25 protein-coding genes are annotated in these 24,435 nt (G+C 34.8%); 9 read left to right on the plus strand and 16 right to left on the minus strand.

The annotated features are described in order from the left end of the window. Positions 1-43: 43 nt before the first annotated feature. From JEP36_RS16400 to rimO, 3 genes are all read right to left on the minus strand, one after another. Positions 44-958 (minus strand): divergent polysaccharide deacetylase family protein, encoded by a 915-nt coding sequence (locus tag JEP36_RS16400; protein WP_198630500.1) that lies wholly within the window; start codon positions 956-958, stop codon positions 44-46. 53 nt (positions 959-1,011) lie between these two features. Continuing rightward, positions 1,012-2,304, minus strand: a complete 1,293-nt coding sequence (envC, locus tag JEP36_RS16405) for a murein hydrolase activator EnvC (protein ID WP_198620325.1) — start codon at positions 2,302-2,304, stop codon at positions 1,012-1,014. 215 nt (positions 2,305-2,519) lie between these two features. Next, positions 2,520-3,848, minus strand: a complete 1,329-nt coding sequence (rimO, locus tag JEP36_RS16410; protein WP_198630484.1) for a 30S ribosomal protein S12 methylthiotransferase RimO — start codon at positions 3,846-3,848, stop codon at positions 2,520-2,522. Positions 3,849-4,207: 359 nt separating this feature from the next. On the opposite strand from rimO, the gene JEP36_RS16415 reads away from it, so the two are divergent. The 5 genes from JEP36_RS16415 to JEP36_RS16435 all read left to right on the plus strand — a co-directional run bounded on the left by JEP36_RS16415 (position 4,208) and on the right by JEP36_RS16435 (position 7,325). Beyond that, positions 4,208-4,645: a rhodanese-like domain-containing protein gene (locus tag JEP36_RS16415; RefSeq protein WP_109373443.1), complete on the plus strand. Its 438-nt coding sequence runs from the start codon at positions 4,208-4,210 to the stop codon at positions 4,643-4,645. A gap of 69 nt (positions 4,646-4,714) precedes the next feature. Next, positions 4,715-5,185, plus strand: a complete 471-nt coding sequence (secB, locus tag JEP36_RS16420; RefSeq protein ID WP_006534205.1) for a protein-export chaperone SecB — start codon at positions 4,715-4,717, stop codon at positions 5,183-5,185. Further along, positions 5,185-6,201: an NAD(P)H-dependent glycerol-3-phosphate dehydrogenase gene (gene gpsA, locus JEP36_RS16425; protein WP_198620326.1), complete on the plus strand. Its 1,017-nt coding sequence runs from the start codon at positions 5,185-5,187 to the stop codon at positions 6,199-6,201. The genes secB and gpsA overlap by 1 nt, the downstream gene beginning before the upstream one ends. A gap of 93 nt (positions 6,202-6,294) precedes the next feature. Then, a complete protein-coding gene (gene cysE, locus JEP36_RS16430) occupies positions 6,295-7,116 on the plus strand; it encodes a serine O-acetyltransferase (RefSeq protein WP_198620327.1) in 822 nt (273 codons plus the stop codon). Further along, the gene (locus JEP36_RS16435; RefSeq protein ID WP_232799451.1) at positions 7,116-7,325 is read left to right on the plus strand and encodes a hypothetical protein; all 210 of its coding nucleotides are present in this window, start codon (positions 7,116-7,118) and stop codon (positions 7,323-7,325) included. Before cysE ends, JEP36_RS16435 begins: the two co-directional genes overlap by 1 nt. Before the next feature lie 74 nt (positions 7,326-7,399). Here JEP36_RS16435 and trmL read toward each other — a convergent pair whose 3' ends face one another. From trmL to cpxR, 11 genes are all read right to left on the minus strand, one after another. Then, on the minus strand, positions 7,400-7,903 hold the full coding sequence (gene trmL / locus JEP36_RS16440) for a tRNA (uridine(34)/cytosine(34)/5-carboxymethylaminomethyluridine(34)-2'-O)-methyltransferase TrmL (RefSeq protein ID WP_036933349.1): 504 nt from the start codon (positions 7,901-7,903) through the stop codon (positions 7,400-7,402). A gap of 11 nt (positions 7,904-7,914) precedes the next feature. Beyond that, a complete protein-coding gene (locus JEP36_RS16445) occupies positions 7,915-9,081 on the minus strand; it encodes a nucleotide sugar dehydrogenase (protein ID WP_198630485.1) in 1,167 nt (388 codons plus the stop codon). Positions 9,082-9,316: 235 nt separating this feature from the next. Continuing rightward, a complete protein-coding gene (locus JEP36_RS16450) occupies positions 9,317-10,264 on the minus strand; it encodes an NAD-dependent epimerase/dehydratase family protein (protein WP_198630486.1) in 948 nt (315 codons plus the stop codon). A gap of 3 nt (positions 10,265-10,267) precedes the next feature. Further along, complete coding sequence (locus JEP36_RS16455) at positions 10,268-10,999, minus strand: glycosyltransferase family 2 protein (RefSeq protein ID WP_232799452.1); 732 nt, start codon at positions 10,997-10,999, stop codon at positions 10,268-10,270. Positions 11,000-11,120: 121 nt separating this feature from the next. Continuing rightward, entirely contained in the window at positions 11,121-11,939 is an 819-nt protein-coding gene (locus JEP36_RS16460) for a glycosyltransferase family A protein (protein WP_198630487.1), read from the minus strand. Between the two features lie 46 nt (positions 11,940-11,985). Next, the gene (locus tag JEP36_RS16465; RefSeq protein WP_198630488.1) at positions 11,986-12,726 is read right to left on the minus strand and encodes a hypothetical protein; all 741 of its coding nucleotides are present in this window, start codon (positions 12,724-12,726) and stop codon (positions 11,986-11,988) included. Positions 12,727-14,278: 1,552 nt separating this feature from the next. Continuing rightward, on the minus strand, positions 14,279-15,274 hold the full coding sequence (locus JEP36_RS16470; RefSeq protein ID WP_198630489.1) for a glycosyltransferase family 2 protein: 996 nt from the start codon (positions 15,272-15,274) through the stop codon (positions 14,279-14,281). 4 nt (positions 15,275-15,278) lie between these two features. Continuing rightward, positions 15,279-16,814, minus strand: coding sequence for a lipopolysaccharide biosynthesis protein (locus JEP36_RS16475; RefSeq protein ID WP_198630490.1), 1,536 nt, complete (start codon positions 16,812-16,814; stop codon positions 15,279-15,281). Between the two features lie 124 nt (positions 16,815-16,938). Further along, on the minus strand, positions 16,939-18,072 hold the full coding sequence (locus tag JEP36_RS16480) for a polysaccharide pyruvyl transferase family protein (RefSeq protein WP_198630491.1): 1,134 nt from the start codon (positions 18,070-18,072) through the stop codon (positions 16,939-16,941). A 1,147-nt stretch (positions 18,073-19,219) separates the two neighbouring features. After that, the gene (gene cpxA, locus JEP36_RS16485) at positions 19,220-20,611 is read right to left on the minus strand and encodes an envelope stress sensor histidine kinase CpxA (protein WP_198620338.1); all 1,392 of its coding nucleotides are present in this window, start codon (positions 20,609-20,611) and stop codon (positions 19,220-19,222) included. Positions 20,612-20,623: 12 nt separating this feature from the next. Further along, positions 20,624-21,322, minus strand: a complete 699-nt coding sequence (cpxR, locus tag JEP36_RS16490) for an envelope stress response regulator transcription factor CpxR (protein WP_023583423.1) — start codon at positions 21,320-21,322, stop codon at positions 20,624-20,626. Positions 21,323-21,520: 198 nt separating this feature from the next. Here cpxR and cpxP point away from each other — a divergent pair, with 198 nt between their 5' ends. Further along, a complete protein-coding gene (cpxP, locus tag JEP36_RS16495) occupies positions 21,521-22,084 on the plus strand; it encodes a cell-envelope stress modulator CpxP (protein ID WP_109373406.1) in 564 nt (187 codons plus the stop codon). Positions 22,085-22,355: 271 nt separating this feature from the next. Here the strand turns inward: cpxP and JEP36_RS16500 are convergent, their stop codons facing one another. Together JEP36_RS16500 and JEP36_RS16505 are read right to left on the minus strand one after the other, a co-directional pair. Further along, positions 22,356-23,336, minus strand: a complete 981-nt coding sequence (locus tag JEP36_RS16500) for a phage integrase (RefSeq protein WP_064505896.1) — start codon at positions 23,334-23,336, stop codon at positions 22,356-22,358. Positions 23,337-23,402: 66 nt separating this feature from the next. After that, positions 23,403-23,696, minus strand: coding sequence for a helix-turn-helix transcriptional regulator (locus JEP36_RS16505; protein ID WP_198630492.1), 294 nt, complete (start codon positions 23,694-23,696; stop codon positions 23,403-23,405). A gap of 128 nt (positions 23,697-23,824) precedes the next feature. On the opposite strand from JEP36_RS16505, the gene JEP36_RS16510 reads away from it, so the two are divergent. Genes JEP36_RS16510 through JEP36_RS16520 form a run of 3 tightly spaced genes read left to right on the plus strand, consistent with a single transcriptional unit; the run spans position 23,825 to position 24,433 of the window. Beyond that, entirely contained in the window at positions 23,825-24,097 is a 273-nt protein-coding gene (locus JEP36_RS16510) for a Cox family DNA-binding protein (RefSeq protein ID WP_115370558.1), read from the plus strand. Position 24,098: 1 nt separating this feature from the next. Beyond that, entirely contained in the window at positions 24,099-24,287 is a 189-nt protein-coding gene (locus JEP36_RS16515; RefSeq protein WP_036908539.1) for a hypothetical protein, read from the plus strand. Then, positions 24,284-24,433 (plus strand): hypothetical protein, encoded by a 150-nt coding sequence (locus tag JEP36_RS16520; protein ID WP_159363685.1) that lies wholly within the window; start codon positions 24,284-24,286, stop codon positions 24,431-24,433. The genes JEP36_RS16515 and JEP36_RS16520 overlap by 4 nt, the downstream gene beginning before the upstream one ends. Positions 24,434-24,435 lie beyond the last annotated feature (2 nt).

The following is a 24,435-nucleotide window of genomic DNA, read 5'->3' on the forward strand; positions in this document are numbered from 1 at the left end:
AGCTAAGCAAAAAAAGAGCCTTTTAAGGCTCTTTTTTGTTGCATTATTTTTCAACTTCACCGATTTCGTTCGGAGTAGGCGTAGGCGGTATTTTCTTTTTTTCTGAGGAGCTAAACCCGCTTGATAAGGTATTAATCAGCGTACTTTTTTTCATCGAAATAATGGCTTCTTGTGCGGGTTTTAACCAAGACGCAGGTTTTGGCTCTTGTGGTTGTTCTGTTGGCGGTACAACTTTGGGTGGTTCTGGTTGTATTGGTTTTTCTGCCTGTGGTTTTAATAGAGTACTCGGTGCAACCAGTTGAATATCAGCAGGTAATAAAGGCAACTGCTGCTGTAATGCTCGGACGGTTGAAGGGTGAGGGTGTCCAATCGCAATTGCAGAGCCATTCTTTCGTGCTAAAGCAATAGCGCGAGCGAGTTGTTGTCTTGTTTCAGCTTCGGTTTGTACGTTATCGAGAAAAACATGACGGCGTAAAGAGGGAACACCTGCGGCTTTTGCAGCAATGGCCGCTTGTGTATTACCAATGGTCACGCTATCTAAAAAATAGAGGTTTGAGTGATTAAGGGCTTTAATGACTCTATCCATCGCTTGTCTATCGGAGGTCATCGCACTACCCATATGGTTATTCATACCGACAGCGAAAGGAACATTACTAATAGCATGCTGAATAATGCGGTTAATTTCATCCTGACCCATAGAAGGTTTTAGGGTATCGCGCTCTAGAGGTTGTTTGCTAATAGGAGCCATTGGCATGTGGATCAGGATTTCTCGCCCTTGAGCATGAGCTTTAGTTGCCATTTCTTTACCATGAGGGGAATCAGGTAAAATAGCGATAGACACTGCCGTAGGAAGTTGTAAAACTTGGTTATCTTCTTTTTTACGATAACCAAAATCATCAATCACAATGGCTAATTTGGCTGCGAATGTGGGAGTACTCACAACCAGACTTAGCAACATTAAACTAAGTAAAAAAGAATGCTTGCGTTGTAATGTGCCAAGTAATTTCAAACCTACCTCCCAAGCCAAGGAACTGGATTTACCGCTTTCCCTTGACGTCTAATTTCAAAATAGAGTGCTGAACGCTCTTGCCCACCACTGTTACCGACTAAAGCAATAGCTTGTCCAGCTTTAACTTGCTGACCTACATTCACTAAAGCACTTTGGTTATAACCGTAAAGACTCATATCGCCTTTACCGTGTTCAACCACGACGACTAAACCATAGCCTTGAAGCCAATCGGCTAACAACACGCGACCATCAGCAATAGCTTTCACTTCGGTACCTTGCGCCGCGGGTATAACAATACCTTTCCAACGTAATTCTCCAGAGCCAGAAATAGACTCGCCAAAACGGTGTAATAAAGAGCCTCTGATAGGCCAAATGGCTTGTCCAGCAGGTCTACCCAAACCGCCTGTACGAGACATCAATGATTGCTCTTCGGCTGTTGGTTTATAGGTTGAACCTCGTTGTTGTGCTTCACGCTGTTTTGCTGCAATGCGAGCGGCTTCTCGGGCCTCTCGCTCAGCACGGGCTTTGGCTTCACGCTCTGCTTGTGCAATTTTATTTCTTAACTGTGCTTCGTTAGCCCGCATAGTGGCTAAATTTTTCTGATCCGCTTTTAATGTTGATTCAAGTTGAGTTAGCGTTTTTTGGCGAGCGGCTAATGCGTTATCAAGCTTTTGCTTCTCTTGTTGTTGCTTTGTGAGAACTTGTTTTTGTTCATTTTGTTTTGCTTGTTGAGCGTTTTTTTCCGCTTCAAGTTCTTTTGAGGTTTGAGCAAGCTCTGCCATTGTTTCTTTACGCGCATCATTAATATAGCTGTAATACGCTAAGATACGCTCTTCACGCTGGCCTTCTTCACCACGAAATAGAAGCTCTATACCTTGATGTTTACCTTGACGATAAGCCGCATCCATTTGGCGAGCTAATAATTCTTGTTGAGACTGATACTGTTTTTGTAAGCGTGCAATATTTGCTGTAATGGTTTTGATCTCTTTGCCTAACGTTTGTAAGCGATTTTGTGTTTCATGCACAGAGCGACCAGCACTAGAAATTTGGGTTTCCTGTGTTTTTAATTGATTAAGAAGGGCTGTACGTTGTTTTTGTTGTTCTTGAACCTGTTTTTCTTTTTCAGCAATCGTGGTTTGTAAATCTTTTAGCTGATTACGATTATCCGTTAATGTGTTCGCAAAAACAGGGGATGCAGAAAAGAGAGAGGTGCTAATAAGCAACGTGATTAACGGTAAAGAAAATACACGATAAGACGGATGTGTTTTTTTTTGAAGATCCATTTTCTCTGCCATCTGACCAACGTACCTTTCATAACAGTTTGTAAGATTATTTCATGTCACAAAACAACTGACCAGCTAACACGAAATAAAGCCGAAATTTCAGATAATACCTAACAGGTAATCTATTCAATTAATAAGAGATTATAAAGCAATAATAATAGGAGAGCGGAAAAAAGAGGCAATCTGTGTGACAGCGCAATAGAATATCACGCTGTCCACGAGAGAGATTATTCGACGATAGTACCCCAAAGGTCATATTCGTCAGCATGTTCAATAAGAACACGCACGATTTGCCCTGGCTCTACATCAAATTGCTCATTGAGGTAAACAGCACCATCAATTTCAGGAGCATCAGCCATGCTACGACCAATCGCGCCTTCTTCATCGACTTCATCAATCATAACCAGCAATACTTTGCCGATTTTTTCTTGTAGGCGTTCAGTCGAAATTTGTTGTTGCAACTGCATAAAGCGATGATAACGTTCTTCTTTCACTTCTTCAGGCACTTGATCCGCCAGTTCATTTGCTTTTGCACCATCAATAGGGCTGTATTTAAAGCAACCTACGCGATCTAAACGAGCTTCGGTGAGGAAATCCAACAACATTTGGAAATCTTCTTCTGTTTCACCCGGAAAACCAACAATAAAGGTAGAACGTAAGGTTAATTCAGGGCAAATTTCACGCCAGCGTTTTACGCGCTCTAAGGTACGTTCAACAGAGCCTGGGCGTTTCATCAGTTTTAATACTTTAGGGCTTGCATGCTGTAATGGAATATCTAAATAAGGCAAAATTTTGCCTTCAGCCATTAAAGGAATGACATCATCAACATGTGGGTATGGATAAACGTAGTGTAAACGAACCCAAATGCCTAATTTTGCCAGTTGTTCACATAAACTGACCATACTGGTTTTGACAGGCATTCCATCCCAAAAACCCGTTTGATGTTTAGTATCAACACCGTAAGCAGAAGTATCTTGAGAGATAACAAGTAACTCTTTTACGCCTGCATTAACTAATCTTTTAGCTTCACCTAATACTTCACCAATTGGACGACTGTCTAAATCGCCTCGCATTGATGGAATAATGCAGAAAGTACAACGGTGATTACAGCCTTCAGATATTTTTAAATAGGCGTAATGACGAGGCGTTAATTTTACACCTTGTTCAGGAACAAGGCTGAGAAAAGGATTGTGATCAGGTTTTGGTACATAGTGGTGAATATGAGATAAAACTTGCTCATAACTATGAGGCCCTGTGATTTCGAGTACTTTTGGGTGCACTTCACGAATTTGGTTCTCTTTTGCACCTAAACAGCCAGTAACAATCACTTTACCGTTTTCATCGAGTGCTTCACCAATCGCTTCTAGCGATTCTTGTACTGCGCTGTCAATAAACCCACAGGTGTTGACGATGACTAAATCAGCATCATTATAGGTAGGAACAACTTGATAACCTTCTGTGCGCAGTTCGGTTAGGATACGTTCAGAGTCCACTAAATTTTTAGGACAACCTAATGAAACGAATCCAATTTTAGGCACTTGATTTGTTTGCGACATGCTCGTGTTCTCAATACTTTTAAATAAATAACAGATAGTTGTTGTATCTCAGACAGGTATAAATCTTACGTAAAATGGGCGATTTTATACGTAAGTAGCCATTATAAGGGATGCTGATTTATTAATAGCTTGCCTGAAGAGGGATCCTGTAGAGTAAAAAGGCAATGCCTTTTCAATTCATCATTTTTCACGGAACCGGCGCTAATGGTACATAAATCCGTCAATAAAAAAAATGATTGTTGAGAAACTTTCCGCAAAAATAGAAAGAGAAACGCAGGAATAGGCTGTAATTGCGCCATGACAAAGGTATACTTTGGCTCTTTGATACTATTTTTAACTAACGAGAGTGATTGCATCCTATGCTGCAAGAAGTAATGCAATTTTTCAACCGGCACACCCTGTTAAGTTTTGTTTGGGTCGCATTGCTGGTGGCGGTCATTGTATTGACCTTTAAAGGGCTTTTTTCTAAGACGAAAAATATTTCCCGTACAGAAGCGATTTCTTTGATAAACAAAGAGAATGCGGTGTGTGTTGATATCCGTAGCCGTGATGAGTTCCGCAAAGGACACATCATTGATTCTATCAATTTAACGCCTTCTGAAATCAAAAGTAATAATATTGCTGAGCTGGAGAAATATAAATCACAGCCAGTTATTGTTGTGTCACCATCAGGCATTGAAGGTGCAAAACCTGCTGAGAGCCTAATTAAACTCGGTTTTGAAAAAGTCTTTATCTTAAAAGATGGTCTTTCAGGCTGGAGTGGTGAGAATTTACCACTGGCTAAAGGTAAAAAGTAACGAGCGGGCAGATTGAGTTCTATACTTACTGCTATTCAATTAATAAGGATATAAAAAGGTAAGATTATTATGTCAGAACAGCAAAACCAAGAGATGACTTTTCAAATTCAACGTATCTATACAAAAGATATCTCTTTTGAAGCGCCTAATGCCCCACAAGTTTTCCAAAAAGAGTGGCAACCAGAAGTTAAATTAGATCTGGATACTTCTTCTAATACTTTAGCTGAAAACGTCTATGAAGTTATTCTGCGCGTGACTGTAACCGCAACAATGGATAACGAAACTGCATTCCTGTGTGAAGTTCAACAAGCAGGTATCTTTACCGTTGAAGGTATCGAAGGCACTCAATTAGCACATTGCTTAGGTGCATATTGCCCTAACGTTCTGTTCCCTTATGCTCGTGAATGTATCACTAACTTAGTGAGCCGTGGTACTTTCCCACAACTGAATTTAGCACCAGTTAACTTTGATGCGTTGTTTATGAACTATTTACAACAGCAACAAACTGATGCCGCTAATGAAGGGGCTGAAGAAGCTTAATGAACGCTTCTATGACAGTTATCGGTGCCGGTTCATACGGCACCGCTTTAGCGATTACACTGGCACGCAATGGTCATGACGTTGTGCTTTGGGGGCATGATCCTGCGCATGTTGCTGCGTTAGAGCAAGCTCGCTGTAATCAGGCATTTCTGCCCGATGTTTCCTTTCCTGATAGTTTATACATGGAAGCTTCTTTGCAAAAAGCCATTGAAGCCAGCCGTAATATTCTGGTTGTGATCCCAAGCCATGTTTTTGGTGATGTATTACAACAGATCAAACCCTTTTTACGTCAGGATGCGCGTGTTGTTTGGGCGACAAAAGGACTTGAGGCACATACTGGTCGCTTATTGCAAGATGTAGCGCGTGAAGTATTAGGTAATGAAATCCCGCTAGCAGTTTTATCAGGCCCTACCTTTGCGAAAGAGCTTGCGGCAGGTCTACCTACTGCGATTTCTGTGGCATCAACGGATAATACCTTCTCTGAAGAACTTCAACAGTTGTTCCATTGTGGCAAAAGCTTCCGTGTTTATAAAAACCCTGACTTTATCGGTGTGCAATTAGGTGGCGCGGTAAAAAACGTGATTGCTATTGGTGCGGGTATGTCTGATGGTATGGGTTTTGGTGCTAATGCACGTACCGCACTGATTACCCGAGGCCTTGCTGAAATGAGCCGTTTAGGGAAAGCATTAGGTGCAGATGCAGCAACCTTTATGGGAATGGCAGGGTTAGGTGATTTAGTCTTAACCTGTACTGATAACCAATCTCGTAATCGTCGATTCGGCATGATGCTAGGTCAAGGTTTTGATGTTGATACTGCCCAAGAGAAAATCGGGCAGGTAGTTGAAGGTTATCGCAATACCAAAGAAGTTCGCGCATTAGCAGAACAAGTTGGTGTTGAAATGCCTATCACTGAGCAGATCTACCAGATTTTATATCAGCATAAAGATGCCAAAGAAGCGGCATTATCTTTATTAGGCCGCGCAACGAAAGATGAGATAGACAGCAATCTGTTCTAAGTCTATTTTAGATAGTCAGCTATTTATTTCTGTTTCAAACATAAGAAGCCTAAGTTTTTACTTAGGCTTCAATGTAAAAGAATGAGAGTGAGTATGTCGCTAGAAGAATTAAAAAGAGTCTGGGATCATATTAAAAATGAAGCAAGATGTTTGGCAGATTGCGAACCAATTTTGGCCAGTTTCTTCCATGCGACATTACTCAAGCATGAAAATTTAGGCAGTGCTTTAAGTTATATGTTGGCGAACAAGCTGGCAACTCAGACAATGCCTGCGATTGCTGTGCGTGAGATTGTTGAAGAAGCATATCGCAGTGATCATTCTATGATTGAATCTGCCGCTTATGATATTTCCGCCGTTCGTTTACGCGATCCTGCTGTTGATAAATACTCCACACCTCTGCTTTATCTAAAAGGTTTTCATGCCTTACAAGCTTACCGTATAGCCCATTGGTTATGGGGGCAAGATCGTAAAGCACTCGCCATTTACCTACAAAACCAGATTTCAGTTACTTTTGGTGTTGATATTCATCCTGCTGCCCGTATTGGTCATGGCATAATGCTCGATCACGCAACAGGTATTGTGATTGGTGAAACTGCTATCGTAGAGAATGATGTCTCTATTTTACAATCTGTTACCTTAGGTGGTACAGGTAAAACCTGTGGCGATCGCCATCCTAAAGTACGCGAAGGTGTGATGATTGGTGCAGGTGCTAAAATACTCGGCAATATCGAGATTGGTCGCGGTGCTAAAATTGGCGCTGGCTCTGTGGTATTACATGAAGTGCCAGCACATACTACGGTTGCAGGAGTTCCTGCTCGCATTGTGGGTAAACCGACCAGTGACAAGCCTTCGCTCGATATGGATCAACACTTTAATGGTGTAGTACCCGGTTTTGAATGTGGTGATGGTATTTAATGGCATTAACCGAAGTCACACTCTCTGAACTTAAGGCTTGTTTACACGCTGAATATATTGGCTGTAACTCATCGATTATTGGCGGAGAGATAGTGATAGGTGATAATGCCGTGATTGGCGCTCATGCATTGGTGTTGAAAGATGTAGAGGAAGGGTGTCGATATATTACGAAGGTTGTTGCTGAAATAAAACGACCAAAAATAGATTAAATGAAGTTTTGATATCTTTGGATTTAATAGAAAAAAGCGCTTGCTCATTATTTATGAACAGCGCTTTTTGCATTTCAGTCTCTTAATAACGCACCAGGATAACCTAGTTGACGCCATGCCTCGAAAACTACAACGGCAACAGTATTTGATAGGTTCATACTGCGACTATCTGCAAGCATAGGGACTCTGATTTTCTGCTGTGTTGGCATATTATCCAATACATAAGGTGGCAAGCCACGAGTTTCAGGTCCAAACAGGAGATAATCGCCATCTTGATAGCTCACATTACTGTGTGCAGGAGTCCCTTTTGTCGTTAAAGCAAATACACGCGCACCTGTCGGTGATTGTGCATTATCAGGGTTTAAACCTTCACTTTCTAAAAAAGCATAATAATCGTGGTGCTGTTTAATATCAGCAAACTCACGATAATCAAGCCCTGCACGACGTAGACGTTTATCATCCCAAGTAAAACCCAAAGGTTGGATCAAATGGAGATGAAAGCCTGTGTTCGCACACAGGCGAATAATATTACCCGTATTCGGTGGAATTTCGGGTTCAAATAAGACGATATTGAGCATAAAAAATCGATTTAATCGTTACCAAAGAGGTCACGAGTATAAACTTTTTCTTCAACATCGTTTAGTACTGATGACATTCTATTGGTGATAATGACATCAGACATAGCTTTAAACTCATTTAAATCACGAACTAATTTCGAATTAAAGAAAGTATCTTCTTTCATTTCTGGTTCATAAATCACCACTTCAATGCCTTTGGCTTTAATTCGTTTCATAATGCCTTGGATTGAAGATGAGCGGAAATTATCAGAACCTGATTTCATAATTAAACGATAAACACCGACGATTTTTGGTGATTTAGCAATAATAGAGTCTGCAATAAAGTCTTTACGAGTGCGATTAGCTTCAACGATTGCACTAATAATATTATTAGGGACAGAGTCGTAGTTTGCTAATAGTTGTTTAGTATCTTTTGGTAAGCAGTAACCACCGTAACCGAATGATGGGTTATTGTAGTGATTGCCAATACGCGGATCTAAACAGACACCTTCAATGATTTGTTTTGAGTTTAAACCGTAAGATTCCGCATAGCTATCAAGCTCATTAAAGTAAGCAACACGCAGTGCTAGATAAGTATTAGCAAATAATTTAATGGCTTCTGCTTCTGTTGAATCAGTGAAAAGAACATCAATATCTTTCTTTAATGCACCTTGTTGTAAAAGGTCTGCAAATTTTTGTGCTCTTTCTGATTGCTCGCCAATCACAATACGAGAAGGGTATAAGTTATCGTAAAGCGCACGACCTTCACGTAAGAATTCAGGAGAAAAGATAATATTATCTGTATTATATTTTTCTCTCATTTCTTTGGTAAAACCAACAGGGATCGTTGATTTAATGATCATTGTAGTATTTGGATTATATTCTAAAACATCACGAATAACAGACTCTACAGATGAGGTATTAAAGTAGTTCGTTTTAGGATCATAATCGGTTGGTGTGGCAATGATAACAAAATCCGCATCTTTATAAGCGAGTTCTTTATCTAATGTTGCAGTAAAATCAAGCTCTTTGGTTGCTAAAAACTCTTCAATTTCTTTATCAGAAATCGGAGAGATTTTTTTGTTAAGCAATTCAACTTTTTCTTTATTGATATCTAACGCAACAACTGTGTTGTTTTGGGAAAGAAGTATCCCGTTAGATAGGCCGACATAGCCGGTTCCAGAGATGGTGATTTTCATGAGTTTCTCTTATCTAAAGTATATGCATTTATATTAATTCACTATACTAAAATAGAAATACATATTTTAGTGTTGTTTTTTCACTCTTTAGTAAAGGTATGGTGTATTTAGTAATCATAAACATCATATACTTATTAAATTAATATAAAATTAATTTTTTATTAGAAAGCAAGTTGAGAAGTGTAGGGTATATTTTAATTATTTGTTAACAAAAAGACTATTTAAAACTAATCTATTATAAAAATTCATTTTTAACTGTGTTAGCAATACCTTGCTCAAGAGTAACTGGAGCTTTAAAATCAGTATTAGTAATACTATTTGATTTAAATTGAGTGCGAGCACAGAATTTTTTGATTCGAATACTGCTTACAGGGAATTCTTTACCTGTAACTTTAGAAAGAACATCAAAACAATATCCACCAAGTAATCCAATAGCATAAGGAACTTTAATGTGGCTATGTCGTTTATCTAGGGCTGTATAAATGATATCTGTCAATTCATTCATAGTAAAATCAGGTTTATCAATATAATTAAATATATGATGACCAGATTCTATTTGAGTAGAATATCTTAAAAAGGCTGCGATATTTTCAACATAAGCCATTGATTTTTGATTGTTACCAGAGCCTACCATTAAAAACTTACCAGATGCTATTTGGCGAAATAGGTTATAAACATTTCCTCTATTACCTTCACCAAAGACAACCGTTGGTCTGATAACGACTAAAGTATTTGAAGAATCTTTTTTATGCCATGCTTCATATTGATGTTCAGCATTAAGTTTAGATTTGCCGTAATCATTGAATGGATGAAATTCGCCATCTTCACCAGTTTCTTTTTCAACAAATCCATATACAGCAACAGATGAAGTAAATACGATATGTTTAATATTTAGCTGTTCAGCAACATCACAAACATTTTTAGCTCCATCTACATTAACTTCATAATATAAACTAATAGGATGAACATTATCTTTATGTTGTGCCGCTAAGTTGATAATAACATCAGAACCCTTTAATGGTTCAAGTAATGTCTCTGGTTTTGTTACATCACCAAATATCCATCTTTCAGGATATTTTTCACTTTTAGCAATATCTACAATTTTAAAATCAATATTTTCTTTAGTTAATTGATCTGAAAGGCGTGTACCAATAAAACCTGAACCACCGATGATTGTTAACATAGTTTATCTTCTTTTTTTCAAGGCATTTAGTAAGTAATGTGAAAAGCAGTATAGCGATTTAGGAATCGATAATTTTAGTTCATTTCTATAAATTGACCATTGCCATTTTATGGCCTTAAGTTTATTTGAGGATAGTGAGTTATTTGAAATCCTATATTTAGCTAGAGGTTCTTGAATACAAAATGCTTTGCCAGATTTTTGTAATATTTCTAGCCACATAACATAATCTTCATGACCAATTTTTTTCTGAAAAATTTTCCCTATGCTATTTGCATTATAAGTACCTGTTAAATTACCAATGAAATTAGACTTAAGCATTGATGAATATGTAATTATAGTTGGAGATTTTCTTAGAGTAAAATCGGATTCATTATTAAAAGTAAAATAATTAGAGCAGACAACATCGTATCCAGTTTGTAATTTAGCTAATTGATATTCTAATTTATTAGGTAGCCATAGGTCATCACTATCTAGAAAAGATATATATATTCCAGTACAATTCCTTATTCCAAGATTTCTAGCATACGCGACCCCTGAATTTTCAGATGTTTCTAAATAAACTATTCGTTCATCATTAAAGGATAGGATTATATCCTTAGAAGTATCTGTGGATGAATCATTGATAATATATAATTTAAAATCGGAGTATGTTTGAGCGAGTATTGAGTTAATACTATCAGATACGGTCTTTTCTGAATTAAATACGGGCATTATAACTGAAAATATTTCATTCATTTTTTTTCTCAAATTTTCTGAGATGTTAATATTTTTAGACTTGCTTCTTGATAAATGACGTTCGAATTATTGATTTTTTGAATGAATAAGGTAAATCTTATTCTTATCATTAGTCGGCTATTTATTTTGATAGACGATTATATGCATGAAAGCACTTTGATAGTATAGTTAAAACACACATTCTTGGATTTAACATAAACTTATTATTATGAATAAATCTAAAGTAGTCATGAGCGCTAATTTGCTTTTTCAATATTCTAGAAAATGGCATTTTATTTGAATCATTAGAATTATGTATTAGCCTGAAAATATGTTTATCAATATATTCAACCTCTTCTTTTTTTAATAAACATGCTAACATATTTAACCGAGAGTCCAACCATACATCATCAAACCTATCATCAAAGATATATTTTTTATTGGAAAGTAAGAACTCACCTGAGACAATAATTGAGGAAGTCACAGATATTGAAGGAAATAAAGCGTTATTCTCAAAGATTGGTCTCTTTATGATCATATCACTCTCTATACCATCATTAGTGATATTTTTTATTTTTGTAAAACATATTTTTTTTTCTTTTATTGTATCTAAAAACTTAGTATTTAAAGTAGAAAAATAGTAGTAATCATCAGCATCCATCAACCAATAATGATCAGATGTAGAAAAAAATTTACTATCCATTACTTTATTTAAGCTTTCAAGCTGGCCTTGATATGGTTTTTTTCGACCCAAATTTGGATTTTTACTTTCAAAAATAAATACATTCTTTGTGTTAAATTCGGATATAAAATTTCTCACGATATCCAGACTACAGTCAGTAGATCCATCATCACAAATGAGAATTCTAATTTCTGGATTATTGGTTATAGCTTGTATTTCGCTTAATAATTTCTTTAGGAATTTAGAATAATTCCAGTTAAAAATAACTATATTTAACAATCTTCATCCCCTATTTAAATTTATACAGATTTTTTATAAAACAGGTTTACTTATATATTTTTTCAATTAAATTAGTACTATCTAAGTTATTAATATAGCGAATTCTTTTGAAATGTATAAAACAAGGCGTAATGATGGTTGATCTAAACTGTTCCCACTTCGAAAGCTTATAATCAAACTGTAGTTCTTCATACATTTTTCCGTCCACGAATCTAAAAGATGAATTATTTTTGAAAATATACCTTTCAAAAGATAATTTCATACCATAGAGTTCGATACCTTTAAATATTATAACTCTTATTCTCTTTTTAAGTTTACTCTGGATCTTTTTAAGGGCTAAAGGAGTGTATAATAAATGAGCATCTGCTTTCATTACATAATCTGATGTTGCCTTAGAAAATGCGAAGGTGTAATAATTTGCTAACGATTTAGATTCCGTCACATTTTTATAATAGTCTTCACCAGCAATAGCTAATTCATTTTTATATGAGTAGACTTTTACATTGCATATTTCTTTAAGTTGATCTTGTAGTTTATAACATATATCTAAAGATTTATCTGATGAATTGTTGTCTACGATAATAATTTCTTTACATATTGGTGCAATAGACATAACGGAAGTTTCTAAATATACTTCTGCATTTTTAATTCTAAAGACAGCAGATAGTGTTGGTAAATTTTTTCTATTTAATATTAATTTTCTTTGAAAATCGCCAACCTGGCGGTCAAATTTTAATCTTTCTTTTGTGTTTTCAAGTCCTAAATTGAACATATTTAAAATAGACATAAAAAACCTTTTAATATATTAAAAATGCAATAAATTAGTGTTTAAATTTTTATCACTAGGATGTTTATTTTTCATTTTATTACTATTCAGTATTGAAATAGTAAATATTAGCAACCAAAAAACGGGTTGTAAGTAATCGAACTTACTTTGTAATATAATAAAGAAAATTATTAAATGTATATTATTCTTAATCTGAAACCTTGCCCAAAATAGAAATAAAAATAGTCCTATAATACCAAATGAATAATAAAGATTTACAAAAAAACCGCTATCTCTAAAGCTGTAATCATAGATAATATTACCTTCTGTGTATATAGGTTTTGATAGTATGTTTATACCATTACCTATTAAATGATTATACCAAGATTGACTTTGTATAATATTGGTTACAACAGTTCTAGTTGCAATCATATCATATTCAGAGGAATTACTAATCCGCTCATAACTAAATGAAAGCATATAAAAAATAAAAATTGAGCAGAAGATAAAGAATGATATTTTGAATAAAAGTGTTTTAGAATTGTTTCTGCAGAAAAGAAGCAATATACATAATGAAATCGAGCCAATTAAAACACCAGCTGTTGATAATGTTAATATGGAAATAAAGAACCCTAATATTACATAACCATCAAATTTTTTTATCAAAAACATATAGCAAAAGGTTATCATGGATATTATAGCGCTTGCATTTGAAGGTTCAGTAAAGAAAGCTGTAGGTCTAATTAGTCCCATAGTTTTGAAGGTAGGACTTGTATATCTTGATTCAGATGCTCCAAATGAAACAATTTTATTGAGATCAATATAGTCACCGGTTAAAAAAAAGAATGACCACTGAAATAAAATAGTAATAGCTAATATAATTAAGCAATATCGAAATATTTTTACTATATATTTATAATTAAAGTTGCTTAATAATGATACAAATATATATACTATTGATATATATATAATAACTACAATATATGTATTTGTTTTAAAAGAGTTAAGATCGTATGATTTTAAAACTATGGTACTGAGACAATATACAAAAAAAATCATAATAAAAAAGCAATCTACTATATACAATTTAGTATGTATAATTTCTTTGTATGATAAAATTAGACAGAATGAAAACCAGCAAATAACTATTCCGAACATGTGTAAGCCGGAGTTCATTAATGGCACAAAAAAAAGTAGTATAAAAAAAGAAAATTTTCTCATATGAGCTCTAAAATAGATAATAAGTAAATTATACTTTTGTAATATTTTTGTTGAAACCACTTAAGTTACAAGAAATGCTATGAATCATTTTCTATTAATAGCAACTTCTAAATTAAACTAACCAATATTATTGATTTCAAATCTTCACAAAATTCAATCCTAATTATGTTAGGAATTTTATTAGAAAAGTAAGATTATATAGGAAAATTCTATGATGCTAAAGTGTACACTAAATTAGTACAGAGAAAATGTCATTTTGTAGATTTTGTTACCATATTTATATGGCATAACTTACCACCTTGAACATTCATCATAAAAGATCATATTATTAATTAAAATATGATATTATTTTTTATGGACGTGTGAATTTTTTTACTAAAGTAATTAATTTAACTGTAAGGTTAGGATTAATCAAAAAGGATGTGATCTTTAATTTAAGCATAAATTGGAATTTACCATTTATAAATTTAAAATAATTCCTCCTAAGAAAAGATATATATTTTTTAACTTCTTGATTATATTTTTTATATTCACCTGTGATATATATAGTATGTAGTGCTATATATGTTGTCATATATTTATGATAGATCATTGATGAATTAAAGCGATTTGATTTTATAATTTTATTACTATCGATGTCATCTAAAGCACGTAATGCATTAATATATTTAGGTATATTTACAACAGTAGTGGCACTTTGTTGATTATCTTTTCGGTAGTTATATACTTTTCTATTTCCAACGCATATTTTATTAGCCTTTTGAGCTGCATTAACAATAAAGTTAAGTCCTTCACCCATATAAAAAGTCTCAGGAAATCGTATATTATTATTAATGATGAATTCTTTTAAAAATAGTTTATTCCAACAACCAATTTCAATTTTACCTGGATAAAGTAATTCTGAAGCCGCTTTTTCAGGGCTCCAAATTTCCACATTATCCACAAGTTCATCGGATTTTATACACTCTTGAGGGAATAAGTGGCAGTTCTTTGACATGATAAACTCAGCTCCGCTATCAAGAGCTAACTTCATCATATAATCAACATAATTTGGAGATAAATAGTCATCGCTATCTACAAAGACCAAATATTCGCCTTTAGATAGTTTTATTCCTAGATTCCTAGCACTACTAACACCCCGATTTTCTGTTCGAATAACTTTAACTCGTTTATCGGTTAAGGCAATTTCTGCAGCAATATCTCCTGATAAATCAGGTGAGCCATCATCAATTAAAATTATTTCAATATTTTTGTATGTTTGTTCTATTACGGAGTTTACACACTTAGCTATAAACGGTTCAACGTTATACATTGGAATTATGATAGAGACTAATTTAATATTATTCATAGTATTATTTTCTTATTGATTTTTTAGCTATAATTAAAAATATCGAATTTACTTCTTTTCTTTCTTCATTATTTAAACTAAAGAGATAGCATATTATAATATATGTAAAAGAACTAAAGAATATTATAGGTATAATTCCTTTTAGCATAAAATAGCCTATAACTTCATATAGTAAAGCATTAGTTATTGCGAAAGGAAAAACCATTCTAGCTACAATATTTTTTATATACCATGATTTCCTGATAGAAAAGATGTTACTGAAGAACCAAATTTTCATTGCTCCTGTAATTATCTCAATAAGGATTAGAAGGTAGAGTACATAAGATATCGAAATGCCGTAATCAAGTAAAAAATATGATGCAGGAAGAACAATTAGAGCCGTTGTTCCAATTACCATTTGAAATTTCTTTATCTTACCAACAGCTTGTATTGCAGGGGTGATTCCCACTGTTAATTGATTTATTAAATTAGCGAACAAGAAAAATATGGTAAATAAGATTACATATTGAGGAATAACACCTAGCCATAATTCTATTAAATCAGGAAGAATATATAAACATGGTATAGTAACTAAAGAAACCAAAAAAAAACCAATTTTACTAGCTGCTACCGAAACACTAATTGCTCTTTCCCTATTAGACTTACCTTCACTTTTCATTATTTGAGGTGTCATAGCAGAAAGTAATGTTTGAGATAGATTTTTTACTTGTCCATTTATTTGGAAAGCAATTCCATAGGCTGCATTCATTTTGGCACCAAAAAACTTATTAATAACTATATTTATTCCTTGAGTATTTAGAACATAACATAAATTAGTGTATAAGCTCCATAACGCAAAAGAAGTCATTTCTTTTAATAGTTTTCTTTCTATAGTGGCTTTTATATTACATTCACTGTATTTTTTCCTACAATATATTAGATAACATAAGAATATAATAATATTTATACTTGCTATAACAATAGAAAATGTGATTAGTCGGTACTCTTCTGCTAAAAAATGGAGACTTCCAGAAAATATCAGCAATAAAAATGACTTAAAAACCAATATAATAGCATCGACTCTAAAGTTTTCATGTGAAACAAGCAAAGCATTAAAAGGAACAGTTATAATTGTGAAAAATATTGAAAATACAACACCGCTGTATAAATAGTAGGTACGACTTACTAAATCTTCATTGATATTTAAAAAATTATTTATGAGCGGGTGGATTGAGCCAAGTAATATGAGTATTAGAATTAAACCAATAATAACATGTAATAATAAACTACTTTTAAATATTTTACTTAAGATCTCGATATTACCGATGCCTTGATGAAAGGATAAGTATCGTTGTGTAGATACTGTCATCGCTGAGTTTAAAAAAGCAAATATTGTAACAATTCCAGTAACTAATGCATATATACCATATTGTTCCACTCCCAGTGCTTCTATTAAAAATCGTATTGTTAGAAGCGAGAAAACTGTTGTGCAGAATATGCGTATATAAGAAATTATTGAGTTTAATAGAATTTTGACATCTTCACTCTTAGTATTTTTCATTATGATGCCTAGATTTTTTATAAACCAAAATGCAACTTTAAATTATAATACATTAGAAATTAAAGATAACTCTTTAATTTAAAACGTAACCAGTGGTTATAAATTCTTATATTTAAGATGAATTTTAGTTAGATAAAGCGTTGCGTAGATACTTTAATGAATCTGCTCTTAATTTATCAAGGTTGAGTTGCTCTTTTTCTATATCATAAATAGGCTGTATTTCATCAAAAGGTTTATTCACGGGAACTAGACATTGTTCGATTTCCAATTTATTTAATAGTGATATTTGTCGATCATCAGCTATATCTAAACTATCAATTACAGAATATAATGGAATACCGAAGTTGACGGCAAAAGCTGTACCATGGAAAGATGATGTTACTACATACGATGATTTTTCAAATAATTCAATAAAATCTTCAGCACCAATGTCAGCACAGTTTTCATAATTAATACCAAATGAGCTTGGTATATCACTAAAAGAATAGACTTTTAACCCTGTTTTTTCTTGAAGTTTTTTTAGGAGTTCATAAATATAAGGAGTTACGTCAAAAGAGTGAGTAATTAGATAGAATATAATATAACTGTTATTGGAGTATATTGACTCTCTATTCTTTGCAAATAATGACCATTCATCTTTGTTTATCATTAATGTTGGATCTAATGTTACATCAACTTCTCTTCCAATAAGATCTTTCATTATATTGTTACCACCAGAATCTCTTATTGAGATATTATTATATCTAATTAAGAGTTTTTTAAATGAAGATTTATATTCGTCCTTTAAATTATTACCAGCGATACTAGCTGAGAATGAGATCTTTTTAGCTTTATCAGGGGCAAATGCCAATAAAAAAGTATCATCTCCTTTTGTATGTTTAGGGTTCCACGTTTGATCGCTTCCTGTGATATAAATGTCATAAATAGGTGGTTTTTTTTTAATTTCAGATGGATTATTGTAAGGTTTTGATAAATTCAAGTATTTATCAATGGCTTTATTCAACTTTATTTTTTTTCTATGCCCTGATTTTATTCCAAACTTATGAACTATATTTGATATATATTTTTTGACACCTCTTGTTCCTGTAATACCTCTTTTAAAATGCCATTCATTTGGGAATCTGTAATCAATAATTTCACATTCATACCCCAATTTCTCGACGATGTATTGAGTAGCATATGCTTGTAAGAATGATCCATAGTTAATTACTTTATGCATGGTAATTATACCAACTTTTTTTAATGCTATATTTTTCATTTAATTTTACTTTATTAGGACAATGAGAAAGTGTAAATATATAACGTTATACGTTACAGTCTTAATTTTTTAGAGTAATAAACATCTTTAATGTAGTAGCCTTGTTAGCTAAAAAATTGAATCTGGCTTCTTACATACAGATAAATATTTTATTTCAATCACCCGTCATTCAGAGCGTAGTTTTAAATAAAAACACATTTTACACCTTTATTAATATAAATCTTTTTAAATAAATTCACATTAGCTTAATCAGAAATAAATGTTTTATTATCTTAAGATTATTAGTCATTCGGGCTGGGGGAATACATTTTTTATCTATGTTGGGAATAAAAGGTGTTTTATTTTTTAGTATTGTCAAGTTGTACTTTTAGAACCACAAGAGAATATAACCTTAATTAGTCTACAAATAAATCGGCTGTTACAATACGGAGGGATTGAGTTATAGTAGTTTATAGGCATGCTACCGCCCCAGGCTTGCAGCTACCAGTTTACTGATATTTTTACCTATAATCCATTCAAATATATTGATAAATTATATCAAAAGAATAGTTTTGAGAATAGCTTTTATCTTTATTGTAACCTTGAAAGCGTAGGATCTTTAATTAGACTATTTTTGGCTACTTTTATTCTAAAGATAATATTTTTTGCATTCTGGCTAGTTGTATTTTTGATAATTGTGAGCATTTAGAATCAATGATGCTTTAGATTTACAATAAGTTAGTTGTGAAAGTATGTAGGTCTGATTGCCTAAGTATTGATGCTTAATATAATATGTCATCATATCTAAAATATTTCATCATTGTAGATGTTGTAATCTGTCTTCTAAAACTAAGTCTCGGTATAGGCTCTGTTATCAATTTAAATCAATATTTTTAGTGGTTTCAGTATTCAAGGATGTTTTTTACTATTGGTTTTTTAAATTTACTTTAACAATATGCAAAAACCGCAGTGAGAGTAGACTCTTCAAACCAGACGGTCAAGTAATAGCTGGCTATTTTAGCATTGATTGAGTATATATAAATATCGGAATAGAGGTCGATTCAGCCAGATCATTCTGAATTGCATCAACAAACGCTAACTAAAAGAATATGCCACCTATTCTTCAATAGATGGCAGTATATTTTGATACAACAGTTTAATTACTCTATTAAGCAGTTGTTGATTTATTACTTGCCCCAGCCCTCGGCAACCAAATCTCAACTCTTAACCCGCCCAATGGACTATCGTCAGCTTTAACATGGCCTCTGTGTTGGCTAACTGCGGTTTCAACAATCGCTAAACCTAAGCCTGTGCCTCCAGATTCACGATCTCTTGCTTCATCAGTACGATAGAACGGTCGGAAAATATGCTCTCTATCTTCTGGGCTAACGCCTGGGCCATCATCATCAACAATAATGGTGATACCTTGGTTCTGCTCAGTAAAGGCAACTTCAATGCGAGAGTTGGAATAACGTAAGGCATTACGAACGATATTTTCAAATGCACTAGCCAGAGAATATGGATTACAGTAAATAGGCCATGCTCCCGGCGGTGTTGTCACTTGTAGTGTTTTATTACTTTGTTCGGCCTCAAATTTAGCGTTATCTAAAATATCATCCCACAATTCATTGGCTTTTACTGTTTCACGTAATAACTCGTTTTTATGTTGATTACGAGAAAGAACCAGCAAGTCATTAATCATGCCATCAAGGCGCTGAGTTTCAGTTTCAATACGCTCTAGCTCTTTACTTTCTCCACTACGACGACGTAACAATGCGCTAGCTAATTGTAAGCGTGTTAATGGTGTACGTAACTCGTGAGAAATATCAGAAATTAAACGTTGTTGTGCTTCAACCATACGTTCAAGAGCACTTATCATCTGATTAAAGCTGGTGCCTGCTGCTAAAAACTCTTGAGGGCCAGTCTCTAGCTCTGGGTGAGGGCGGAGGTTACCTTTAGCAACATCATCAGCCGCATTTTTAAGTTGTCTTGCAGGTTTTGCTAAGCTCCAAGAAAGCCATACTAATAATGGTGTGCTGATAAGCATGGTGAATATGAGTAGCAATAGCGGTTTATCAAATAATAAGTTGATAAAGTCAGATTGAGGGCTACTTGAAGGGCGTACGAGATAAAGTTGGTAATGATCTTCACCATCTCTTACAGAAAAGGGCCCTAACATCTCAGAACGGCCATACTTTTTCTTTTTAGGGTGATCGGCGTTATCAGATTGGCCAATAAAGTTTCTGACAACCTGCATCTCATTACGTTGAGCGCCGATGATACGGCCTTCACTGGTAACGATGATTAAGCGTTGACCAGGTGGTGCCCATTTATCAATAGCACGAATTAATCGACGCCACCAAAGGAGATCGTTAGCGGGATCTTGAGCTAATTCTGCTTCTATATGTTGTTCTAGCATAACGCCTTGACGGTATTCACTCTCTAAAAGAGGGGTAAGCTGGCGCGAGTCCAGCTTTGGAACCATCATAACTAGCACGAGAACTAATGCTAGCGTCAGCCAGAATATTGCGAAAATGCGCGCTGACAGACTATTTATCATAAAGAATATTTATCAAGTTATTGAAACCATCAGATAACCACGGCCACGTAACGTTTTAAACCAAGGTTGTCCATCTGTTCTTTCTGGTAATTTACGGCGTAAATTAGAAATATGCATATCAATCGCTCTATCAAACGGTGTTAAGCGCTTGCCAAGTACTTCTTGGCTTAGATGTTCACGTGATACGACTTGTCCTAAATGCTGAGCAAGTAAATAAAGCAAAGTAAACTCAGTTCCTGTTAACTCTAGCGGTTCATTATCAAAACTTGCTTCTTGTCGACCTGGATTAAGTTGTAGCTTATCGACCTGTAATGTTGGAGATGTATTGCTGTCAGTCTGTTTTTGTTCGCTCCAATTAGAACGACGCAAAATAGCTCTGATACGTGCAACAAGCTCTCTATCATTAAAAGGTTTTGGTAAATAGTCATCAGCACCTAGCTCTAAGCCAAGTACTCGGTCAAGATCACTGCCTCTTGCCGTTAACATAATGACAGGGGTCTGGAAATTTTGGCGTAATTCTTTGAGTGTCTCAATCCCGTTTTTACGTGGCATCATGATATCCAGTAATAACAAGTCGATAGAAGCATCCAAAAGTTTAAGTGCTTGTTCGCCATCAGAGGCGATTACAACATTAAAGCCTTCCATTTCAAGCAGTTCTTTCAATAGCGATGTTAATTCGCGATCGTCATCCACTAATAAGATTTTATGCATTCGTCAATTCCTCCAAGAGAAAAATACGATAATAAATAGCGCGAATCTATGACTTTACGTTCTTTTACACGCTCTGACGCTAGTTTGCAGCCGCAACGGTATAGTAATCCACATAGCAAAGAATTACACATATGAATTATACACATTGAAGTCATATTAATTAGGTCGGTATTAATTTACCGAATTAGGAGTGAAGCAATGCGTAAAGTAGCAGTAGTTGCACTAGCATCAATGTTTTTGGCAGCTCCGACGATGGTATTAGCTGAAACTACAAATACCAATCCGCCTACTGAGCAACAGTATAATGGTAATTACCACTGCGGTTATGGCAATGGAATGCATGGCGACCGTGATTATAGAGGTCACCGAGGACAACGTGGCCATATGATGAATAACGGTGGACATATGATGGGGAATGGCTACGGCGACTCCTATATGTTTAACGGAATTACATTAACTGAGCAACAACGTACACAAATGCGCGATTTAATGCGCCAGCATCATCAAGACAGATATAACGGAGATTTCCGTCAGCGTCATGAGAATATGCATAAATTAGTCACAGCTGAGAAATTTGATGAAGCGGCTGTAAGAGCACAGATGCAAGATATGGATAAACAAGCAATTGAGCGCCATGTTGAAATGGCAAAAGTCCATAACCAAATGTATCAGCTGTTAACCCCAGAACAGAAAGCGCAGTTGGAAAAGAATTACCAACAGCAAATGTCATCTGTTGACCAACAAGGTCAACAAAATCAGTAATGAAGTAAGAGTGTAGTAAAGCAGTACCTAGTTAGAGAGTAAGTAGCAACAACGAAGTTTTTTCCTTGCCATAGACACCATCCCTGTCTTTTGCAGCCCCTCTGGAGAGGGGCTTTTTTTTGCCCTTTTGTTTATCATTCCTTTTAAAACAAAGAGTTAAATTTCATTTTTAAGGGTAATAAAAGTTTAGAAAAGTCTTTAAAGGTGGACGGAAAGTGGACGTTTTTAGCTGTCGGTGGACAGAATGTGGACGCCCAATCTCCTCCTATTTTTAAACTTTTATATCACCTTTTAGTGGGTTTAACTTTATAGCTAACTGCAAATAATCAGGTGCTAAATGAGCGTATGCCATTGTCTGGTTTATACTCGCATGCCCTAATATTTCTTTCAGTGCTACGATGTTCCCACCATTCATTACAAAATGACTTGCAAACGTATGGCGTAAAACGTGTGTCGCTTGCCCATCAGGTAAATCAGGCTTTACTATTTTTAGTTTTTTGCGGAAGGTTCCATAATCAACATGAAATAGCTTTCCTGTTTTTCTGGTTTTTATCTCTTTTTCAAGAGAATCAGAAATTGGAATAATTCTTTTTTTACCATTCTTTGTATAGGCAAAAGTTACCCTTCCTTGATGAACGTGCTTACTATCTAACATTTCAGCTTCACCCCATCTTGCACCAGTGCTAAGGCATAGTAATGCGATACGGCGATAGTCTCCTGATAATGAATTTAATAAGTGCGATATTTCATCATCACTTAAAAAAGTGAGTTCAGGCGGCTTTTCTTTTAATGGTGGTAATCCTCTCAATGGGTTATCACCTTTGTACATTTCGAGTTTTTTTAATGCGCTTATCATTCCAGATAGACGATACATATCCCTATTTATCGTTGATGGACTCACTCCATCAAAAAGGCGCATTCCTCTATGTTCTAGTAATGCATGCTTATCAAGTTGGTTCATTGTTGGATCACCAAGTGCATTCACTGTTTTAATTAAATGCCTTTTCTCTATCGATCCGTTTTTTAATGTTTGTCCGTGATATAGCCACCACTTATCAAGTAGCTCACTTAATCGAATTCTTCCGGATTGGACTTTATCGCTAGAAAATTTCTTAGCGTTTACAATTGTATATTTCTCAAAATTTGTAGCTTCTATTTTGCGATCAAATATCCTTCTGACTCGCTGACCATCTTTCCCGTTTGGGCGAATATCCACTTCATAACGACCATCATTGAGCTTCTTAATTGCCATAAGTAAGCCCTCCGATGTAACTGACTGACTGCGACCAACAGTAATCAGCATATTCATATAGAACGTCTAACCAATTTTCTTTTCTGAGAGGGGTAATGTTTCGTTCTCTTGCCCACAGTGTGCGAGAGCCGGCGCAATTTGACCAACTTCAGGGGCTGTTTTTCCTGTCATTAGCCAAAGGCTATATTTTTCAAATCTGGGATGCTCCGTTATTTTCAAAAGATTAATCCCACTTGGTTCATAAACTCCTGTTTCATATTTACCTAATGTACTTATTGACAGGTCTATCATGTCGCAAAGCTGGGTTTGATTAAGTCCTTCTGCGAGACGAATAGCTTTTATCTTTTCGCTCAATTTCATTTGACACCTTCCTATATAGGATGTAGATTTACCCTTAACATTCCTATTTAGGATGGTTAAGGGCGTAAAAACCCCTGTAAAACCGAAAATAAGGGGTTTTAAAGGGCTTGATCTAACGAGGGTAGCAAATGAACAAAGAAGCGATCAATGTGAAATTCCCTGTAAATGCGGTGCCACTCGCAAAGTTTGCGGAATTAATAGGGAAAGGTTACGAAGCCACTAGATCAATGGCTAAAGCGGGTAAGTTACCCATTATTGAATTTCGTGATCCTATGAAGCCAGATGCTAGAGCCGGTGAATTATGGGTGAGTATCACGGAATTTAATCGTGGAATGGATGATGCATATTCCAATTTACCAAAAGAACAACGTGACGCATGGCGTTTATGGGTTGGGCTATAAGATGCAGGTGAAACAAATTACAGAGCATAGTTTTATGTATCGCGGTTTCACAATTATTAAACTGCCAAGAAAAGCAGTAACACCGATAACTCGTTATCACGTTTGGCTAGATGATCAGTCATTCGGTAAGTTTGATGCAATGGCGGAAGCAACTAAATATATCGACTTATTAAAAGGTGACATTCAATGAACCAATTAATTAAGCAAAGAAATAAATATAAATTAAGCAGTGAATCTTTTACTTATAAAAGTAAAAAGTATTCAAAAGCGGATAAAGCAACACTGGCTTTATGTGCCATTGTTATTGTTTCGTTTCTTGTGAAAGTTTCTATCTAGGT

The sequence above is a fragment of the Proteus sp. PR00208 genome, from assembly GCF_016238545.1.
GTDB lineage: Bacteria > Pseudomonadota > Gammaproteobacteria > Enterobacterales > Enterobacteriaceae > Proteus.

Excerpts from the sequence above, each read along its gene's own strand:
- JEP36_RS16400 (WP_198630500.1), bottom strand. The coding sequence starts at position 958 with ATGTTGCTAAGTCTGGTTGTGAGTACTCCCACATTCGCAGCCAAATTA.
- envC (WP_198620325.1), bottom strand. The coding sequence starts at position 2,304 with ATGGCAGAGAAAATGGATCTTCAAAAAAAAACACATCCGTCTTATCGT.
- rimO (WP_198630484.1), bottom strand. The coding sequence starts at position 3,848 with ATGTCGCAAACAAATCAAGTGCCTAAAATTGGATTCGTTTCATTAGGT.
- JEP36_RS16415 (WP_109373443.1), top strand. The coding sequence starts at position 4,208 with ATGCTGCAAGAAGTAATGCAATTTTTCAACCGGCACACCCTGTTAAGT.
- secB (WP_006534205.1), top strand. The coding sequence starts at position 4,715 with ATGTCAGAACAGCAAAACCAAGAGATGACTTTTCAAATTCAACGTATC.
- gpsA (WP_198620326.1), top strand. The coding sequence starts at position 5,185 with ATGAACGCTTCTATGACAGTTATCGGTGCCGGTTCATACGGCACCGCT.
- cysE (WP_198620327.1), top strand. The coding sequence starts at position 6,295 with ATGTCGCTAGAAGAATTAAAAAGAGTCTGGGATCATATTAAAAATGAA.
- JEP36_RS16435 (WP_232799451.1), top strand. The coding sequence starts at position 7,116 with ATGGCATTAACCGAAGTCACACTCTCTGAACTTAAGGCTTGTTTACAC.
- trmL (WP_036933349.1), bottom strand. The coding sequence starts at position 7,903 with ATGCTCAATATCGTCTTATTTGAACCCGAAATTCCACCGAATACGGGT.
- JEP36_RS16445 (WP_198630485.1), bottom strand. The coding sequence starts at position 9,081 with ATGAAAATCACCATCTCTGGAACCGGCTATGTCGGCCTATCTAACGGG.
- JEP36_RS16450 (WP_198630486.1), bottom strand. The coding sequence starts at position 10,264 with ATGTTAACAATCATCGGTGGTTCAGGTTTTATTGGTACACGCCTTTCA.
- JEP36_RS16455 (WP_232799452.1), bottom strand. The coding sequence starts at position 10,999 with ATGAATGAAATATTTTCAGTTATAATGCCCGTATTTAATTCAGAAAAG.
- JEP36_RS16465 (WP_198630488.1), bottom strand. The coding sequence starts at position 12,726 with ATGTCTATTTTAAATATGTTCAATTTAGGACTTGAAAACACAAAAGAA.
- JEP36_RS16470 (WP_198630489.1), bottom strand. The coding sequence starts at position 15,274 with ATGAATAATATTAAATTAGTCTCTATCATAATTCCAATGTATAACGTT.
- JEP36_RS16475 (WP_198630490.1), bottom strand. The coding sequence starts at position 16,814 with ATGAAAAATACTAAGAGTGAAGATGTCAAAATTCTATTAAACTCAATA.
- JEP36_RS16480 (WP_198630491.1), bottom strand. The coding sequence starts at position 18,072 with ATGAAAAATATAGCATTAAAAAAAGTTGGTATAATTACCATGCATAAA.
- cpxA (WP_198620338.1), bottom strand. The coding sequence starts at position 20,611 with ATGATAAATAGTCTGTCAGCGCGCATTTTCGCAATATTCTGGCTGACG.
- cpxR (WP_023583423.1), bottom strand. The coding sequence starts at position 21,322 with ATGCATAAAATCTTATTAGTGGATGACGATCGCGAATTAACATCGCTA.
- cpxP (WP_109373406.1), top strand. The coding sequence starts at position 21,521 with ATGCGTAAAGTAGCAGTAGTTGCACTAGCATCAATGTTTTTGGCAGCT.
- JEP36_RS16500 (WP_064505896.1), bottom strand. The coding sequence starts at position 23,336 with ATGGCAATTAAGAAGCTCAATGATGGTCGTTATGAAGTGGATATTCGC.
- JEP36_RS16505 (WP_198630492.1), bottom strand. The coding sequence starts at position 23,696 with ATGAAATTGAGCGAAAAGATAAAAGCTATTCGTCTCGCAGAAGGACTT.
- JEP36_RS16510 (WP_115370558.1), top strand. The coding sequence starts at position 23,825 with ATGAACAAAGAAGCGATCAATGTGAAATTCCCTGTAAATGCGGTGCCA.
- JEP36_RS16515 (WP_036908539.1), top strand. The coding sequence starts at position 24,099 with ATGCAGGTGAAACAAATTACAGAGCATAGTTTTATGTATCGCGGTTTC.
- JEP36_RS16520 (WP_159363685.1), top strand. The coding sequence starts at position 24,284 with ATGAACCAATTAATTAAGCAAAGAAATAAATATAAATTAAGCAGTGAA.